Source organism: Ureibacillus sinduriensis BLB-1 = JCM 15800, from assembly GCF_000772955.1.
Taxonomy (GTDB): domain Bacteria; phylum Bacillota; class Bacilli; order Bacillales_A; family Planococcaceae; genus Ureibacillus; species Ureibacillus sinduriensis.
Map to the genome: position 1 here is coordinate 1 of NZ_JPVO01000046.1, position 16,168 is coordinate 16,168.

General features: G+C 38.8%; 19 protein-coding genes. 4 read left to right on the forward strand and 15 right to left on the reverse strand.

Annotation, left to right across the window (positions count from 1 at the left end; translation table 11 throughout):
* Positions 1-1,022, forward strand: a protein-coding gene (locus tag CD33_RS06410; protein WP_235863354.1) for an IS3 family transposase whose coding sequence is annotated in 2 segments (ribosomal slippage) — positions 1-145 and positions 145-1,022 — 1,023 coding nt annotated over the 2 segments. Because the reading frame shifts where the segments join, the coding sequence is not laid out codon by codon here. This gene is flagged as partial in the annotation.
* Between the two features lie 307 nt (positions 1,023-1,329).
* Here the strand turns inward: CD33_RS06410 and CD33_RS06415 are convergent.
* From CD33_RS06415 to CD33_RS06425, 3 genes are all read right to left on the reverse strand, one after another.
* Positions 1,330-1,776 carry a GyrI-like domain-containing protein gene (locus tag CD33_RS06415; RefSeq protein WP_235863356.1) on the reverse strand — a complete coding sequence of 149 codons (447 nt, stop codon included), beginning with the start codon at positions 1,774-1,776 and terminating at the stop codon, positions 1,330-1,332.
* A gap of 140 nt (positions 1,777-1,916) precedes the next feature.
* Positions 1,917-3,989, reverse strand: coding sequence for a sensor domain-containing protein (locus CD33_RS06420; RefSeq protein WP_036199240.1), 2,073 nt, complete (start codon positions 3,987-3,989; stop codon positions 1,917-1,919).
* 108 nt (positions 3,990-4,097) lie between these two features.
* Positions 4,098-4,475 (reverse strand): SLAP domain-containing protein, encoded by a 378-nt coding sequence (locus CD33_RS06425; protein ID WP_036199242.1) that lies wholly within the window; start codon positions 4,473-4,475, stop codon positions 4,098-4,100.
* Positions 4,476-4,693: 218 nt separating this feature from the next.
* Here CD33_RS06425 and CD33_RS06430 point away from each other — a divergent pair, with 218 nt between their 5' ends.
* Entirely contained in the window at positions 4,694-4,897 is a 204-nt protein-coding gene (locus tag CD33_RS06430) for a hypothetical protein (protein ID WP_036199244.1), read from the forward strand.
* 10 nt (positions 4,898-4,907) lie between these two features.
* Here the strand turns inward: CD33_RS06430 and CD33_RS06435 are convergent, their stop codons facing one another.
* The 5 genes from CD33_RS06435 to CD33_RS06455 form a co-directional block, all read right to left on the reverse strand.
* A complete protein-coding gene (locus tag CD33_RS06435; RefSeq protein ID WP_036199246.1) occupies positions 4,908-5,378 on the reverse strand; it encodes an NUDIX domain-containing protein in 471 nt (156 codons plus the stop codon).
* A gap of 113 nt (positions 5,379-5,491) precedes the next feature.
* Positions 5,492-6,175, reverse strand: a complete 684-nt coding sequence (locus tag CD33_RS06440) for a DUF4956 domain-containing protein (protein WP_036199247.1) — start codon at positions 6,173-6,175, stop codon at positions 5,492-5,494.
* 28 nt (positions 6,176-6,203) lie between these two features.
* A complete protein-coding gene (locus CD33_RS06445) occupies positions 6,204-6,902 on the reverse strand; it encodes a polyphosphate polymerase domain-containing protein (RefSeq protein ID WP_036199250.1) in 699 nt (232 codons plus the stop codon).
* Positions 6,903-7,651: 749 nt separating this feature from the next.
* The gene (locus tag CD33_RS06450) at positions 7,652-8,956 is read right to left on the reverse strand and encodes a sensor histidine kinase (protein WP_036199252.1); all 1,305 of its coding nucleotides are present in this window, start codon (positions 8,954-8,956) and stop codon (positions 7,652-7,654) included.
* A gap of 1 nt (position 8,957) precedes the next feature.
* Complete coding sequence (locus CD33_RS06455) at positions 8,958-9,635, reverse strand: response regulator transcription factor (protein WP_036199254.1); 678 nt, start codon at positions 9,633-9,635, stop codon at positions 8,958-8,960.
* A gap of 165 nt (positions 9,636-9,800) precedes the next feature.
* Here CD33_RS06455 and CD33_RS06460 point away from each other — a divergent pair, with 165 nt between their 5' ends.
* Positions 9,801-11,921, forward strand: a complete 2,121-nt coding sequence (locus CD33_RS06460) for a carbohydrate-binding domain-containing protein (RefSeq protein WP_052130062.1) — start codon at positions 9,801-9,803, stop codon at positions 11,919-11,921.
* Positions 11,922-12,084: 163 nt separating this feature from the next.
* On the opposite strand, the gene CD33_RS06465 is transcribed toward CD33_RS06460, so the two are convergent.
* Positions 12,085-12,732, reverse strand: coding sequence for a hypothetical protein (locus tag CD33_RS06465; protein ID WP_156967301.1), 648 nt, complete (start codon positions 12,730-12,732; stop codon positions 12,085-12,087).
* A gap of 158 nt (positions 12,733-12,890) precedes the next feature.
* On the opposite strand from CD33_RS06465, the gene CD33_RS06470 reads away from it, so the two are divergent.
* The gene (locus tag CD33_RS06470) at positions 12,891-13,202 is read left to right on the forward strand and encodes a hypothetical protein (RefSeq protein WP_036199257.1); all 312 of its coding nucleotides are present in this window, start codon (positions 12,891-12,893) and stop codon (positions 13,200-13,202) included.
* 13 nt (positions 13,203-13,215) lie between these two features.
* Here the strand turns inward: CD33_RS06470 and CD33_RS06475 are convergent, their stop codons facing one another.
* The 6 genes from CD33_RS06475 to CD33_RS06500 form a co-directional block, all read right to left on the reverse strand.
* Positions 13,216-13,545 carry a YunG family protein gene (locus tag CD33_RS06475; protein WP_373906683.1) on the reverse strand — a complete coding sequence of 110 codons (330 nt, stop codon included), beginning with the start codon at positions 13,543-13,545 and terminating at the stop codon, positions 13,216-13,218.
* 70 nt (positions 13,546-13,615) lie between these two features.
* Complete coding sequence (locus CD33_RS06480) at positions 13,616-13,993, reverse strand: hypothetical protein (RefSeq protein ID WP_036199259.1); 378 nt, start codon at positions 13,991-13,993, stop codon at positions 13,616-13,618.
* A gap of 67 nt (positions 13,994-14,060) precedes the next feature.
* Entirely contained in the window at positions 14,061-14,414 is a 354-nt protein-coding gene (locus CD33_RS20470) for a hypothetical protein (protein WP_176400107.1), read from the reverse strand.
* A gap of 60 nt (positions 14,415-14,474) precedes the next feature.
* Positions 14,475-14,924, reverse strand: coding sequence for a helix-turn-helix transcriptional regulator (locus CD33_RS06490; protein WP_036199261.1), 450 nt, complete (start codon positions 14,922-14,924; stop codon positions 14,475-14,477).
* A gap of 141 nt (positions 14,925-15,065) precedes the next feature.
* A complete protein-coding gene (locus tag CD33_RS06495) occupies positions 15,066-15,374 on the reverse strand; it encodes a putative quinol monooxygenase (RefSeq protein WP_036199262.1) in 309 nt (102 codons plus the stop codon).
* A 124-nt stretch (positions 15,375-15,498) separates the two neighbouring features.
* The gene (locus tag CD33_RS06500; RefSeq protein ID WP_036199264.1) at positions 15,499-16,155 is read right to left on the reverse strand and encodes a potassium channel family protein; all 657 of its coding nucleotides are present in this window, start codon (positions 16,153-16,155) and stop codon (positions 15,499-15,501) included.
* Positions 16,156-16,168 lie beyond the last annotated feature (13 nt).

Here is a 16,168-nt window from a genome sequence, read left to right on the forward strand (position 1 = left end):
ATAACGCCTTCTGCGTTAGATCGCTGGATTAAAAACCATCAGGACACAGGAGCATTCACTGCACAAGAGAACCGTACTGAAGAAGAAAATGAGCTAATAAAATTACGCAAAGAAAACCAACGTTTAATGATGGAGAACGACATTTTAAAGCAAGCAGCGCTGATCATGGGACGAAAATAGATGTGATTCGAAATAACGTTCACAAATATTCAATATCAGCAATGTGTAAAGTCCTCAACATCGCCAAAAGTACCTACTACTATCACGCCAATCGGCGTGAAAAAGAAGCACATGACAAAGAAGAAGTTGAGCTTTCCAACGACATTCAACGACTCTTTAAAGAAAGTCGTAGCAACTATGGTACTCGTAAACTTAAAGTAGAATTAGAGAAAAAGAAAAAGATTGTTTCCCGTCGTAGAATTGGTCGGATTATGAAACAATTAGGGCTGGTATCTAAGTATACCGTGGCACAATATAAGCCGTATAAACAAACCTGTAATGAAGCACTAATCAAAAATGAATTACATCGTCAGTTTAAACAAGAGGAACAATTAGCAGTAGTTGTAAGTGATTTAACATACGTCCGTGTTGAGAAAAAATGGCACTATGTATGCTTATTTGTCGACCTTTTCAACCGAGAAATTATCGGTCACAGTGCCGGTCCAAATAAAACGGCAGCCCTTGTCTATCAGGCATTAGCGAGCATTAAAGGGGATTTACATAACATCAAGATGTTCCACACAGACCGTGGAAAAGAGTTTGATAATAAACTAATTTCAGAGGCTTTAGAAACATTTGGAATTCAGCGATCATTAAGTATGAAGGGCTGTCCCTATGATAACGCAGTGGCCGAAGCGATGTTTAAAGTATTTAAAACCGAATTCGCAAACGGAGCGCACTTCGCTTCTCTTGAACAGCTCGCTCTAGAACTTAATGATTATGTGCATTGGTTCAATAACATTCGAATTCACGGAACACTAGGCTATTTAACGCCAGTGGAATTCAAGAACAGGTCCTTATAAAAATTGTCCAGTTTAGTGTTGACATTCCAGGGTCTGCTATTGGACAATTTACTTCCTGTTCCTCTCTTTTTTGTCCATGAAGGGTCTGCTATTGGACAATTTACTTCCTGTTCCTCTCTTTTTTGTCCATGAGGGGTCTGCTATTGCAATTTACTTCCTGTTCCTCTCTTTTTTGTCCATGAGGGGTCTTCTAATGGACATTCATCTCCCTGTTCCTCTCTTTTTTGTCCATAAGAGATCTCCGAGGAAGCATCTACCTAAAAAGCGATTGCTCTAATTTAGCAACCGCGCTCGGGATTATTAATTACTAATATACCGGTAAATAGATTTGAACCTCTTCCTCTCCATCATCCATAGGGTGGTATGTTTCCACAATGTAGGACTCCAAGTTTCTTGTATACCCCTGCACGTTCGCCCAATTTATCAAATTTGTATGGATGCTGCCGATTGTTGAAATTTTGCCTCTAGCCGTGGCATATTGTTGATCTATGTCAATAAACTCCATCCCTGCAGGTACGGTTTTTAAGAAATCCCTAACAATTAACCCTACAATATAGTGCCCCTGCCGATGACCTACATCCCGTTTCGGTTCATATAATGCAATTTCTATACCTAAATGGTTCCCGATTTCATGAGTCCGGCTCAATAGCTGTTGTGCGAGAGCCGGCACCTCCACTCCATGGTTCTCAAAGTATCCTCTACCTTTTAAGCCAACCACTTTAAACTTCTTCCTGCCAATTTGGAAATCCACCATACTCCTCTTCCTCCTCCCCCTATTTACATTAGAGTTTCTCTCAGAATCTATAAAATCCTTCTTTCATAAAAAAGAGGCGATTGCATCTCTTGTGCAGTCGCCTTTTCCGAAAATTAATTTTTAAGGAATCTAACTCTCTTTTAGAAGTTTTCTTTAAGCATTTCAGGGATTTTCTCGAAAGGTACCGGCTTACCGAAGAGGTAGCCCTGGATATAGTGACATCCCAGCTCTTGCAAATAAAGCAATTGATGCTTCTCTTCCACACCTTCAGCGATGATCCCTTTTTCCAAGCTATCCGCCATCGAAATAATTGTACGTACAATTGTCTCTTGATATAAACCATGGATATTTTGTATGAAAGATTGATCGATTTTAAGTGTATTGATTGGAAGTATCCCAAGATAACTTAGAGAGGAATAACCTGTTCCAAAATCATCGAGAAATACGCCGATACCAAGTTTTTGCAATTGATTCAACTTATCGATTACGTCCTCTACATCTTTCATCATGATGCTTTCCGTCAATTCTATCTTGAGATATTTTGGATTAAAATTCGTCTCCTTCAAGATAGTAGTAAGTTTTTCCACAAATTGCCCATTATCAAATTGCTTTGTTGATACATTGATCGATAGATACGGAGAAAAGCCAGCCTTATATAATTCGTTAAATTTGAAGCATGCCGTGCGGATAACCCACTCCCCCAACGGAATGATCAGCCCTGATTCCTCTGCTATAGGAATAAACTCTGCAGGGGACAGTATTCCCAATACGGGGTCATTCCAGCGTAAAAGTGCTTCAAAGCCGACAATCTTTTCACTTCGCGCATCCACAATCGGTTGATAGTTTAGAGTTAACGAATCAATGTCTTTTATCGCCTGCCTCAGAGCCTGCAGTATATCAAGTTTTCTGACGATGCCTTCGGAGAATTCGGGTTGGTATAATTTATAAGTATTTTTCCCTTCTCTTTTCGCTACGTATAAAGCCTGGTCGGCAAAGTTGATCAACTTCTCGCCATCCCTTGTATGATCCGGGAAGATGCTGACCCCGATGCTTGCCGTGAGCACATAGCTTCTTTGACCAAGAAGGATGGGTTGGACAATGTCGTCAATTAGTCCCTGCGCTTTCTCTTCGACTTCCACCAATTGATTGATATCTTTCAGCAGGATGATAAATTCATCCCCACCCACTCTTGAAACAATCCCATCTTTTCCAACAAACGTTCTCAACCGTTCTGCTATTACGCGCAAAACTTTGTCACCGATAATATGTCCTAGCGTATCATTAATCCATTTAAATTGGTCCAAATCAAAGTACAGAACGGCCATTCTAGTATTTGTCACACGGGCATTTAAAATGGACTCATTCAAAAGCTGTTCAAATCGCCTGCGGTTCGGCAATTGTGTTAGCTCATCATTGAATGCCATAAATTCAAGTTGCTCCTCGGCAATACGTCTCTGGTGAATGTCTGCCACAACTCCATTCAGCCTGATAATATCACCTGCTTCATTAAAAATCGGCGTTGTAAAATTTGATACCCATTTAATATTTTGATTAGCATCGATAATGCGGTATTCGAGATTAAGAGACTTCCCTTCAGCTAATTTTGGCTGCATCTCTTTTACATAATCGATGTCATCCGGATGAATCAATTCCATCCATAGATGGGGGTTCTTTTTAAACTCATCCTGTGTGTAACCATATATCTTTTTGCAGGCAGTGGAAATCTGAAAAACGTTCTCTTGTCCAAAGTTGCTCGACCATACACAAACATCGATGTTATTGAACACACTCTCCAATTCGTTCTTCGTTCTCTCCAATTCTCTTTGCATCTGGTTCTTTTCGGTCATATCTTTCACGATACCTGCAATACCCAATGTTTTATTATCCACAATAATAGGTACCGAGGTTCCATACAACTCGATGATTTTGCCTGTTTTATGTTTTATGGAAACATCGAAGCTTTTTCTCGTTCCATTTAATAAAACATCTTGGAACGTTGCAAGCATCATTTCTCTATGTTCTTCCGCCACGATTTCCGCAAAGTGAAATTTGGAGATCTCCTCGCCGGTATATCCAGCCAAGTCTACTGCCATTTTGTTGATGACAATAAACTTCCCATTCTTATCCAATGCATAACACGGATCGGGATTCGATTCAAAGAGAGATCTGTATATTGCAAATAATGTGTTTGAATCATCATCGATGCGATGCATATGTACTCCTCACTTCATGAATTATAGTATTAAAAGGATATATCAGATTTTATAGATATTCAATTCCTATTATTAATTCCTGCCTTTAACGCCTATGAATCCCAGTAATTAAATCAATCTTATATGCCCATTTACAATATCGGATTGTTGTTGATAGCTGCCCTTTGGAAAAATAAACGTCCAGGGCATGCTTGTTTTGTGTGGAATCGACAGTGCCGGTAGAGTGAATGTTTCTTCTGCAATAACTTCACCTTGTATGCTATAAAGTAATCTTGTATTTTGAAAACTCAATGATTCATTCGTAAAATTATGGACCAATACAGTTACAAGCAATGCTTCCTCATGGTTATTAGCTTCTCTTATCGGTGTGAAAACAATATCGGATTGATCATGGCGTTTCGTTTCATCAAAAATTCTTTTAATTTCAAGTCGGTCTTCGGCAGCCAATGCCTTGTCCCAAGATGCTTCGAATTGTAATTGCTGCATAATTTAATCACCTCTAAATGCTTAAGATTATCATAAAGGATTGAAGAGTGTGGATTGTTAACTTTATCGTGAATGTCGTTCGTTCTATCCGTACTGGAGCAATTCCTTCTTTATAGACAGTGTAAACTCTATGGATTAAGATGAATAGGAAAAATACTTCTTACATATAGATGGACAAGTGAAGTTTTGACACGGATGAAGGAAAGGAGCTGTTAAACATGACGGTATCTTTTTTAGAAAATGTAAAGGAAGTTGCTTCTTTAGTAATCCTTCTATCTTGCGTGATTTATCGAAGGCAGCTGAAGCTAACGAAGTGGAGAAGAAAACTCTCTAAAGGCGAGATGGCTATGTACGTGATCACTTCCATTGTCATTCCCGTATATGCAATCACCTATTTACTGCTTCTATTAGGTGTTGAGTAAGTCTTGGGTCCTATTCCACCGGGAGAAGATGTTCTTCAATGAACTCTATACTCTTTGGACTTATTGCATATGTTAAAATTTGCCTCTTAATATTAGGATATAGAGAGATTCCCGCCAATTCGGCAAGCTGGATCCACTTAACACCAACTTGTTTCGGGTCTGGATTTTTTGGAAGCATTGGAGTCGTTCCGTTTTTAATTTTACAATCGAAAATCAATTGCAAGGAGGGCGTTTCCCCAAATTTATTGGCGCTCATTTGAGGCACGTATTCATAGACTAAAGCTAGAGGTCCAACTTCCACATCTATTGATGCTTCCTCTTTGGCTTCACGTTTGACTGCCTCCACCACAGATTCGTTCGGCTCTACCCCACCTGCTGGCAAGTTGTAGTGCACTCCTTTTTCATCTTCAAATTCTACCAACAAAATACTGTCATTTTCTATAATTAGTGCACAGGCCCTAACTCTAATCAGAAAAGTCATTCAGGATCCCACCTTCTTTTTATTAATTACATTTTACTCCAATCTTTAATATAACAGTTATAATCAAAATTAAAAAACACTCCCGCCTTAATTAAAGCGGGAATGATAACTACTTATGCTGTGAAGTTGCCGTCATAGCTTAACATAATGGCTGATTTGACGCCTTCGATGCCGGATATATTGTTAATAAAGCTCATATCATTTTCTTTAACACGGATTTCATAGGTTACTTCAAAGTCATTTCCTGGCATAACGGATTTTGACTTGATGCAGTGTTTTTTGACATGTCCGGAAATGATATGTTCCATTGATTTCTCAATGGATGTTTCATTATAGCGAACGACCAATAGGAATGGGTTTTCTACTTTTATGCGGTTCCCGAATAGAATTAATACAAGGCCGATAAGTACGGAACCAATAATCACGAGCGGGATGAATCCTGCTCCGCATAATATGCCTGCAACGATTGCCCAAAAAAGATACACGATATCCATCGGGTCTTTGATTGGTGTTCTGAAACGCACAATCGATAATGCTCCTACCATCCCTAAAGACAACATAACATTAGACGAAATCCCGATAATAATTAAAGCGGTGGTCATCGACATGACGATTAAAGAAATATTGAATGTATGGGAGTAAATAACACCCGAGAAAGTTTTCTTATAAACATAATAAATAAATATCCCTATTAAAAAGGCCGCTATTAAGCCTATCGCTGAATCAATAATCGAGAAGCTACTTGTTTTTTCTAGTATACTTGATTTGAATATATCATCAAAATTTACAATTTCCATTTAATTTCCCTCCATTTTCTCCATTAACCTACCCAAACATCCGGCTGATTTGATATTTGGAATAGGTCCCTTTTTTCCGATTGCCAAGCTGCAGCAAATACTTTATGACATCCGGAATGAACTCGTCATATTTTACTTCTAAAATAACAACTTCCGGATTTGTTTCAACCATGGCCAGATGTGGATTCAACAAATCATTATTACGAAAGCTCGTTTTGATATTGCTGTCGAATGTTACCCGGACATTGCCTTGGTCATATATAAAAACTTCCCTTTCATAATCCACAACCGTTACTGGCTTGACTTGAAACATGTTCATCTGGACGTAAAGATCTTGAATAAGCGTTCTTGGGTCACTTTCCATCCAGGTGATGTCCCCGAATCTTATCTTTTCAAATTCCTCTGCTGTCATCGAACATTTTTGTTTATATGTCAAATTATTTCGCTTACTCTTTTTCTCCAAGTTTAGGAAGTCCATATTGTAGTCATAGAGCCTTACGCGAAACTTATCGCGATGATAAAAACCTTCTTTTTTTTCGGTTAGTACTTTATTGTCGAAGTTATCGAAGTACACACTACGAATCAAATACTTGCCATCCTTCTTGGCGTGGGGATCCACCTTCATGTAATGCTTTAATTTGTTTCTCAAAAGATAGCAATCCATCTTGGTAATCTCATGTTTTAGTTCCGTCCGCCCCATTACTCCATTTAAGCGTCTTGCCTCCATCTGCGTTTCTCCTTTTCTCTGCTTTCTCTTATGAATCACATTATTGAGGACAAACCTTAAACAAACCTTAAAAGGAAATTAGATTAAATTCTGTTCTGGGTTTTGTTTAAACAGACATGGTTAACTCTAATGGGGATACCTTACTTCCACGGCTCGTTTGCTTGTTGTCATTGAACTGGCGTCTTTTGGATCGCTTATTCTTTCAATGGTTGTCTCTTTGCTCGGTGTTCTATTGGACAACTTTTCCCCAACTCACCAATAGTTGTCTTTTAGCTCGCTTCTATTGGACAACTTTTCCCCCATTCACCAATAGTTGTCTTTTAGCTCAGTTCTATTGGACACTTTTTCCACCATTCACCAATAGTTGTCTTTTAGCTCGATTCTATTGGACAACTTTTCCCCCATTCACCAATAGTTGTCCCATAGCTCGATTCTATTGGACACTTTTTCTCCCAATCACCAATAGTTGTCTTTTAGCCCGCTTCTATCGGACAACTTTTCGCCCATTTTTCAATAGTTGTCCCATAGCTCCCTTCTATTGGACAACTTTTCCCCCATTCACCAATAGTTGTCCCATAGCTCGATTCTATTGGACACTTTTTCCCCCAATCACCAATAGTTGTCCCATAGCTCGCTTCTATCGGACAACTTTTCGCCCATTCTTCATTAGTTGTCTCTTAACTTGCCTCTTTGGGACAAAATCTTTACAGAAAATCGTATAAAAAAAGAGATTGCATTTCTGCAATCCCCTACTTAGGAAGTTTGATGATAAAAGTCGTTCCCTTTTGTTGATGTTTCATGACTTTTATGGAGCCTCTGTGTTTCTCGACTATCCATTGGGCGATGGATAGCCCCAAACCAACCCCGCCTGTTTCTCTTGATCGTGCTCGGTCTTCACGGTAGAAACGCTCAAAAATATGCTGTATATTCTCTTCTTTTATCCCTATTCCCGTATCACTCATCTCTATTACTACACGCTGATCCTCAACATAAGTTTTCACGCCGATGCTGTCATTTTCCCCTGTGTATTTCAAAGCATTATCAAGCAAAATGACGAATAACTGATGCAGGCGGGTTTCATCGACATTGATTGAAATCGGGCATTTTAAGTTAAGCCAAAAATGCTTCTGCTGTGACTCGGCAATTTCCTGATAGGGAGCACAAACCTTCTGAACAAAAGCATCAAACTCAACAGGTTTTATATTAAGTTCGGTCTCTGCTGAGTCTGCTCTTGCTAAAGTTAACAGATCCGATGTTAGCTTTGATAAACGGCGTGTTTCAGAAAGACTCAAAGCAATATTTTCAAATTTATCTGCTATTCTTTCTTGCGGCGTTCTAAGCAGCAGCTCTAATTTATTTTGTATAATGGTTAATGGCGTTCTTAGTTCATGTGAAGCATTTTCCACAAACTCCGCCTGCTTATTCCACGATGAAATAATTGGTTTCATCATCTTTCTAGATAATAGGAAACTTGCTGAAATCGAAAGAATAATGAAAATTACTGAACAAATTGTCACCAGTTTCATAAAATTGGAAATAATCGTTTGTTCCGCATCCACATTGATCAAAAGCTGAATATAGGCAATGTCATCCTGTTCGTTTGCATCTTCAAAAAGAAGGTACCTGAAATGGTACATATCGTCAATTGCCATCATCTTGATTTCGTCTATCTTGGTTTTATCGAGCTGATAATCTGTGAGATAATTTTCATAAAATAAAGATCCGATTTCTCCCTTATTCAAAATATTGCCAGTACGGTCCCATTGAATCACCACAATCCTCGGGTTCGGGTTGTCTCTTTTTTTATCCATCGGAGAAGGGTCCTGGTTTCCTTTTCCAGGCATCGGTCTTATTTCATCCCCCTCCAAACCATTCAAATCGTCAGTAAGTCGCTCTTTAAACAATTGCAGCTCCTCATCTGCATGGGAGTACAAAGTTCTTTGAACCTGACCGAAAATGATGAAGCTAAAAATTGCAAAAATGACTGTAAATGCAAGCAGATTCAGTAGCATGAACCTAAGCTGCTGCTTCCTGAATATTGTCTTGTTAAACATTCTAATCACCACTATCCGCAAGCATATATCCTAATCCACGGTACGTTTTGATGAATTGGTCATAGCCATGTTTTTTTAAGTTTTTGCGCAGATTGCTTGCATACACTTCTACTACTGTCATCGAAGTATCGGATTCAAATCCCCAAATCCGATCGAAAATTTGCTCTTTTGTTAATATGGCATTTTTATTATTGATCAAGTACTCTAAAAGGTCGAATTGCTTGCCATTAAGTTTAAGTAGCTCTCCATCAAGTTCAGCGGTCTTATTCTTAATATTCAATTTGAGGTCCTTAAAGGTAATCACATTCTCCTTCAATAAGTTGCCCAATCTTCTCACCATCGCCTCCAGCCTGAGCAACAGCTCTTCCCTATGGAACGGCTTGACGAGATAATCGTCCGCCCCCACCTTGAACCCCTGAATTTTGTCATCTATGCCATCCTTTGCAGTCAGCATAATGACAGGAGTCGTTATGTTTTGCTTTCGCAGGTTTGACAATACCTCGTATCCGTTCATCGAAGGCAGCATGATATCTAGAATAATGACGTCAAATATATTCTGTTCTGCTAGAAACAGCCCCTCTTCTCCATCGAACGCTTGCTCCGCCTCGAACATCTCTTTAGTCGTTTCACATATGGAATCAGAGAGATATTTGTCATCTTCAATAATCAATAGCTTCATCTACCTGCTCCCTCATTTCTCTGTTCATTTTCTACGTTTGATTATAGGACCAATTTCCAGAATTGCAAATTTAATTTTTTAAGGTTGGTTTAAGGTTGACCCTCAATAATAGCCTCAGATGCTATGACAGATTATTAATCGACATATGAAAAGGAGTCAATTTTAATGAAAAATAGTAAACCTAAGTTTATAAAAATCGCAACACCTCTTGTAATGTGTAGTGCGTTATTAATTGCATGCAGTGATACTACAGAAGAGAATTCTTCAACTAGTAAACCAGCAATTGCTGAAGCAGAGAGTTTGAGTACCATTGGCAACCAGGAAGTAGCTAGTGTGATTAAAGATAAAGTAACATATTCCGATGAGGATTATTATACCGATTGGGACAATGCCACTTCCATCAAGCTTGAAGGCGACAGTGCAAGTTTTGACGGGAACGGTGGCGTTACCATTGATGGCAGTACCATCACCATTCGAACATCCGGTGTATATGAAATTAGCGGGAAGTTGAATGACGGGCAAATTATTGTAAATGCCGAGGATGAAGGAACGGTTCGGCTGATTTTGAACGGAGTGGAAATCATTTCATCAACCTCCTCCCCCATTTATGTAGAAAAAGCGAAAAAAACAGTTGTCTCATTGGAAGAAGGAACAACTAATAGTTTAAGCGATGGTGAAAATTACGTCTATGAAAACTCAGAAGACGATGAACCAAACGCCGCACTTTTCAGTAAAGATGATTTGACGATAAACGGTGATGGCATATTAGTCGTGAATGGCAATTACAACAATGGGATTGCCTCTAAAGATGATTTAAGAATTACTAGTGGGACTATCCAAATCGACGCAAAAGATGATGGGTTGATGGGACGCGACCTCGTTGCCGTTCAAGATGGGAAGATAACGATTACAGCAGGAGGAGACGGAATCAAATCAACAAATGACAAAGATACTTCAAAAGCAATCATTGCTATTGAAGGTGGGAGCTTTGATATAAAATCGGCAAATGATGGAATTCAAGCAGAGACTTCCCTCCTGATTGCTGATGGCGATTTTACGATTACATCCGGTAATGGTAGTCCCGAAACGATTGAAACAAATGAAAATAATCAGATGCCTGGCATGCCTGGTGAAATGAACAATCCTGCAGCTACAACTAGCGCAAGTACGGAGATGGATACCGAAAGTACGAAAGGTATAAAAGCAGCTGGTGAAATAGCTATTGGTGGTGGTACCTTTACGATTGATTCCTTGGATGATGCGGTTCACAGTAATAATTCGATTACCATCACTGGCGGAGAGTTGGAAATAGATACAGGAGATGATGGAATCCATGCTGATACTTCCATTCTAGTTAAGGGTGGTCATATCAATGTGACAAAGAGTTACGAAGGCGTGGAAAGTAAAACCATTACTATCGCTGATGGAGAAATACATGTTAATGCTTCTGATGACGGTATTAACATTGGTGGTGGCGCAGATGCTTCCGGCCGTGACTTTTCATCAACAGAAAGTACGGAAGAGAATGTCCTTTCCATTATCGGCGGCTATGTCTATGTGAACGCAATGGGAGACGGCCTTGATTCCAATGGTTCGATTGTTATGAAAGACGGAACAGTAATCATAAACGGTCCAGCCAACAACAACAACGCTTCCTTGGACTATGATCAAAGTTTTAATATTGATGGAGGCTTACTTATTGCTACTGGTAGTGCAGGTATGGCAATGGCCACTTCTGAAGACTCTGCCCAAAGCACAGTTATGATGACGTATACTGAAACCCAAGCAGCTGGAACGGTACTTCAGCTCGAAGATAGCAACGGAGATGCTCTACTGACTTTTGCACCTGGGAAAGATTTTCAATCGGTGGTAATCAGTTCACCACAATTAGCGGAAAATGACGCTTATACACTTCACTGGGGCGGTACAGCAACAGGAGATGAAAACGACGGATTGTATACAAAGGCAAAGTATCAAGGTGCCACAAATAAAGTCGAGTTTACGATTTCGGATACTGTGACATGGCTAAATGAATCGGGCGTTACCGAGCAGGCTACCACACATCATGGTACGGGTGGTCCTGGCGGTATAGGCGGAAATCCAGGCGGAGGCCGTGGCGATATGTTCGCGGATTTGGATGAAGCAACGAAAGAAAAAGCCCAAAGCATCATAGAACAACAGCGAAACGGCACGATTACACAGGAAGAAGCCCAAGCACAACTAGCTGAACTCGGAATTGAACTTCCAACCGGAGGACAAATGAAAGAACCAGTTCAGCCAGAATAAAAATAACGGTTAGTAATAGTTTGGACGTACCCAAGTTACGAAAATAATTCATTTGAGTGCTTGGGTATGCCTTTACTGATTCAAGATCCAACCTCTTTTATCCTAAAATACTCCAATACTCCTTCTTTATCCTAAACAATTTCCCTTTTCCTCCTAGTTTCCCTTAAGCTGGTCTGCGGGAGGATTTCTCCAAAAGCATATAATCATATGTTTTTACTACTGGGATTGAATGTTTATCAGCAAATATATTTAATTCTGCACATACATGTACAGGTTCAAAATTAATGATGCGTATATTGAACCCTTTTTTCACCTTTATAATTGCGCCCTTATTGCTCCATCCGGATCGCACAAATTGTACCCGTTTAATTTCATCGGGGTTGATTATTCTTTTATAAATCACTATTGAATAGAACAGAATTTCATAAGTGAGCGTTTTGTCTTCGATGTAGAATTTGAACCTTAAAAAAGAGAGTAAAATGATTGCCGCCAACAAGGCGATCCGTAATACCAATGTTTCCACTTCTAGTCCATTGAATGTAACCGATGTGTTAATTACCATAATAGTCGTTAGAATAATAATAGGTCCACTACGTACCGAGGCTGTGTAATTGTATTTCGTACGGTTATTAACTCTTTGCCCTATGTCTTGGACACTGACGAGAATCATTGCACTTATTAGGATAAATACTGCCATTACGTAGATGTATTCCCAATCGATGGCTTCATTGAACAAAAAGCTAAATAATAGAAACAATCCTATTAATGGTAGTAATAAACCGAGAGAGATAGTTAAAAATTGTCTGATCACCAAATCCCTTCTTCCCCGTTCGTTATTGATATTCTCCCAAACAACACCCAGATGTTTCCATATTTTATATTCTAACATATATTTTTTCAGTTCATGAAACATTATGTCATTGGGCATAATAAACATCAGTTGATTAAAATCGAAGGAGTAGTGACACGATGCCCAGAAAGCCAGCTCAGACTAACGAAGAAGCTGAAAATGAAAAAATAGATGAGGAGCCAAATAATCCGCAAAGTGAAATCGATAAACTTTCACGTATGTTAGCTGCTGTACTTGATTATTTGGCCGATGAAGAAAATGAAGAAATCGATATTGAATATCTTTTCGATAAAACCGAAGGCCTGCGTGAGTGGCGCAAGCAATATCAAGAAAAAAACAGGAAGCTCATTGAGGAGGAAATCAAAAAATCCCTTGCTGATTTGACCTTTGACGAACTTCAAAGAATACGTGAACAGATTAAAGAAAAATAGGCAAATCCAAAAATTAATTTCCTGAGACACCTAGATTCTTTAATACACTTTGTTTTAGATGGTTATATTGTTTTTCATTGGTATCCAAATAAGCTTCTTGTCGATTTGAAGGGATATCTTTATAATCGATCGGTTCTTCAAACTGGGAAGATGTGAAATCATATCGCTTCCCATCAATAAGATTATAAAAGTGCCATCCGTCAGGTAATTCCGTTTTTAAAATCTCCCCACCCAATAAATCGTTTACCACCAATGTTGCGACACCACAATGGCCTTTTGCGGGGTTTTCCAAGCTCCATTTGGAACTCGATTCCACGGACCATGATTTAGATAATGCATTCATTATTCTTTCAATCTGTATATGATCATTAATCACTTTAGTCTTCACTCTCTTTCAAAGATTATTGGAGGATTTAAAACTTCATAACTTGAATGAGGACGTATTCACCCGTCCACATTTGGGTGGTTGCAATTAACCTTTCCCCGTCTTTTTCAAAGAACAAGCCAGAACCATCTTTTTCTTTAAAGCTCCACCCTTTAGCTGCCACCAACTGTTTGACTTTATCATCAGCACTTTCGATACCTTTGTCATCAACTCTAGTGAGGTACCATAAAAATTCGCCATCATCTTCAATTTGAGTAAGTTTACTATCCGAATCATTTAAGCTATCAATAGCTTCTTTGGCTGAAAGGCCTTCTACTGGAAGCGGTGGGTAGTATAATTTATTTACATATACAACTGCTGCAAAAATAGCTATTAAGACACAAAAAATCATTGCCAGCTTCTTCACATAAATTAACTCCTTCCAACGAAAGTATTTTTTAAGATAGTTAACCTATTGTATCAGTTACCAAGTTTCATTTTGCCGTTGAAATCATTTTGGAAATACCCCTTAAAAATAACTGCCCAAAAATATACACTATCGCAATTAATATTATAGCCACATTCCGTCCAAATGGTTTAAACCAAGACCCATCATCTTCAATAAAGAAATGGCCTAACGCAAGTGAGAAGAACGTCATCAAAATGCTTGCTGGAAAGAACAATGATAACTTAACCTTCCGCATTTGCAGTCCCACAACAATCATCACAAAGATAAAAGCAGGAGCTAAAAGAAAAGGCTCTTGCCTGGCTAGATGGCTATTAAATTCATACAAATGAAACAAAAACGGGATTGGAAGTAATGACAAAACAAGGTGAATAGCTTTCAAAAATACATCTCCTTTCCGCGGAACCTCTCCAATGAAATGCAGAAATTTTTTCTTTTATTTTTATGAGTTTAATTCGTCCAGACGTTTCATTGCTTCTTCTTTTTCAAATGAACTAAACCGGCGGTAGTTGCTTTCATCCAATATTCGATAGTGATGACTGATGACATTTTGCTGCAAACGGAAATTACCCCGTTCTTTGATTTCCTTCCACCAAAACATCCCACCCATCGTTTTATCCTTTGGCGCATCTTCGCTGTTATTTGCAATTAAGCGGATGAGATAGACTGGCTTATCACCAATGACCGATAACAATAATTCACTGTCATTAAATAGGGCACAAAATGCGATTACAGTCGTCCAATTGGCATTTGTTCGCCCTTTTTCAATTTGAACAAGTGTCTTTTTTGAAATACCCAGCATTTCTGCCATTTTGTCTTGCGAGAAACCTTGTTCCGTTCGTACAAGTTTCATTTTTCCGGATATCAGTTGTATAAATTGATCTCTTTCCACATCGCAACACCCCCTTAATAGTGTAATATTACACTATTTGTAACTTTCCCAACAACTTCAAAGTTAATAAAAATGTCCAGAAATTAAAAAAAGACATAACATCAACTTAAGTGTTATGTCCCTTCTATAGCTTTACCGCACCTATGAAATGCCTTTTCCTCCCAATGCCTTAAGGGTAGAGATTCTTTCCATCCCTGTAATGATGGGTTTTGCAAGTTGAATTAGTGTTTTTGTTGCTTCAAGGGTCAACGATGCTTGATGTGCCTCTTCATTACTCCATACTTCATAGACGTAAACCGATTCTGGCTCATTTTCGGAGATATTCACAAGATAGATTTCACATTCCTCCAAGTCAGTCATTGACTTTGCAGCTTCCAGCAAAATCTCCACCATTTTCTCCCGTTCACCTGTTTGTACTGTAAACTTGCCAAATAGACTAAATTTGCTCATTGCTTCCTCCCAATTTTGGCTTACGATTATTGTTTCTATATATATGCTGCATTAACCTTTTATTAAAATAAAAAATGAGGAAATCATCCAAAAAAGGATGCCCCCCTTTCTACGATAAAACTATTTAATCTAAACTTGCAAATTTCGCTAAATCATTTCGATTTCCTATTGCTACTAAAATATCTCCCATTTGTAGCAACTCTTCAGGGGAAGGCGAAATTATGATTTCGTCATTTCTTAGTATCGCAATGACGCTTACTTTGAATCGCGCACGAATATCAAGTTGCCGCAAATTTTTACCTGCCATTTTCTTCGGTAGAATAACTTCTTCAATATTATAATCTTTGGATAACTCAATATAATTAAGCATATTTGGTGATAGGAGTTGATTGGCGACTCGTTCCCCCATATCTCTTTCAGGGTAGATGATCCAATGTACACCGATTGTTTCTAGGACCTGCCCGTGACGCTTACTTGTTGCTTTCGCAATAATTTTTTTGATTCCCAAGTTTTTCAAAAGCATTGCCGTCAGAATACTTGATTGTATATCATCCCCGATTGCCACAATCACACAATCAAAGTTCCTTATTCCTAATGAAGCAAGTGCCTTTTCTTCGCTTGCATCAGCTATTGCACTATCTGTTACGTAGGGCTCTGCATTTTCGACACTTTCTTCATTAATATCGATACCCAATACCTCTTGCCCGGCTTCATGTAACCTTCTCGCTATACTTGTGCCGAATCTACCTAAACCTATTACAGCATATTGATTTTTAGACATTTTCAATTCTCCT

What these genes read in the sequence shown, in the direction of transcription:
- CD33_RS06415 (WP_235863356.1), bottom strand. Translation starts at nt 1,776, where the DNA reads ATGGTGGATTTCCAAATTGGCAGGAAGAAGTTTAAAGTGGTTGGCTTA.
- CD33_RS06420 (WP_036199240.1), bottom strand. Translation starts at nt 3,989, where the DNA reads ATGCATCGCATCGATGATGATTCAAACACATTATTTGCAATATACAGA.
- CD33_RS06425 (WP_036199242.1), bottom strand. Translation starts at nt 4,475, where the DNA reads ATGCAGCAATTACAATTCGAAGCATCTTGGGACAAGGCATTGGCTGCC.
- CD33_RS06430 (WP_036199244.1), top strand. Translation starts at nt 4,694, where the DNA reads ATGACGGTATCTTTTTTAGAAAATGTAAAGGAAGTTGCTTCTTTAGTA.
- CD33_RS06435 (WP_036199246.1), bottom strand. Translation starts at nt 5,378, where the DNA reads ATGACTTTTCTGATTAGAGTTAGGGCCTGTGCACTAATTATAGAAAAT.
- CD33_RS06440 (WP_036199247.1), bottom strand. Translation starts at nt 6,175, where the DNA reads ATGGAAATTGTAAATTTTGATGATATATTCAAATCAAGTATACTAGAA.
- CD33_RS06445 (WP_036199250.1), bottom strand. Translation starts at nt 6,902, where the DNA reads ATGGAGGCAAGACGCTTAAATGGAGTAATGGGGCGGACGGAACTAAAA.
- CD33_RS06450 (WP_036199252.1), bottom strand. Translation starts at nt 8,956, where the DNA reads ATGTTTAACAAGACAATATTCAGGAAGCAGCAGCTTAGGTTCATGCTA.
- CD33_RS06455 (WP_036199254.1), bottom strand. Translation starts at nt 9,635, where the DNA reads ATGAAGCTATTGATTATTGAAGATGACAAATATCTCTCTGATTCCATA.
- CD33_RS06460 (WP_052130062.1), top strand. Translation starts at nt 9,801, where the DNA reads ATGAAAAATAGTAAACCTAAGTTTATAAAAATCGCAACACCTCTTGTA.
- CD33_RS06470 (WP_036199257.1), top strand. Translation starts at nt 12,891, where the DNA reads ATGCCCAGAAAGCCAGCTCAGACTAACGAAGAAGCTGAAAATGAAAAA.
- CD33_RS06475 (WP_373906683.1), bottom strand. Translation starts at nt 13,545, where the DNA reads ATGAATGCATTATCTAAATCATGGTCCGTGGAATCGAGTTCCAAATGG.
- CD33_RS06495 (WP_036199262.1), bottom strand. Translation starts at nt 15,374, where the DNA reads ATGAGCAAATTTAGTCTATTTGGCAAGTTTACAGTACAAACAGGTGAA.
- CD33_RS06500 (WP_036199264.1), bottom strand. Translation starts at nt 16,155, where the DNA reads ATGTCTAAAAATCAATATGCTGTAATAGGTTTAGGTAGATTCGGCACA.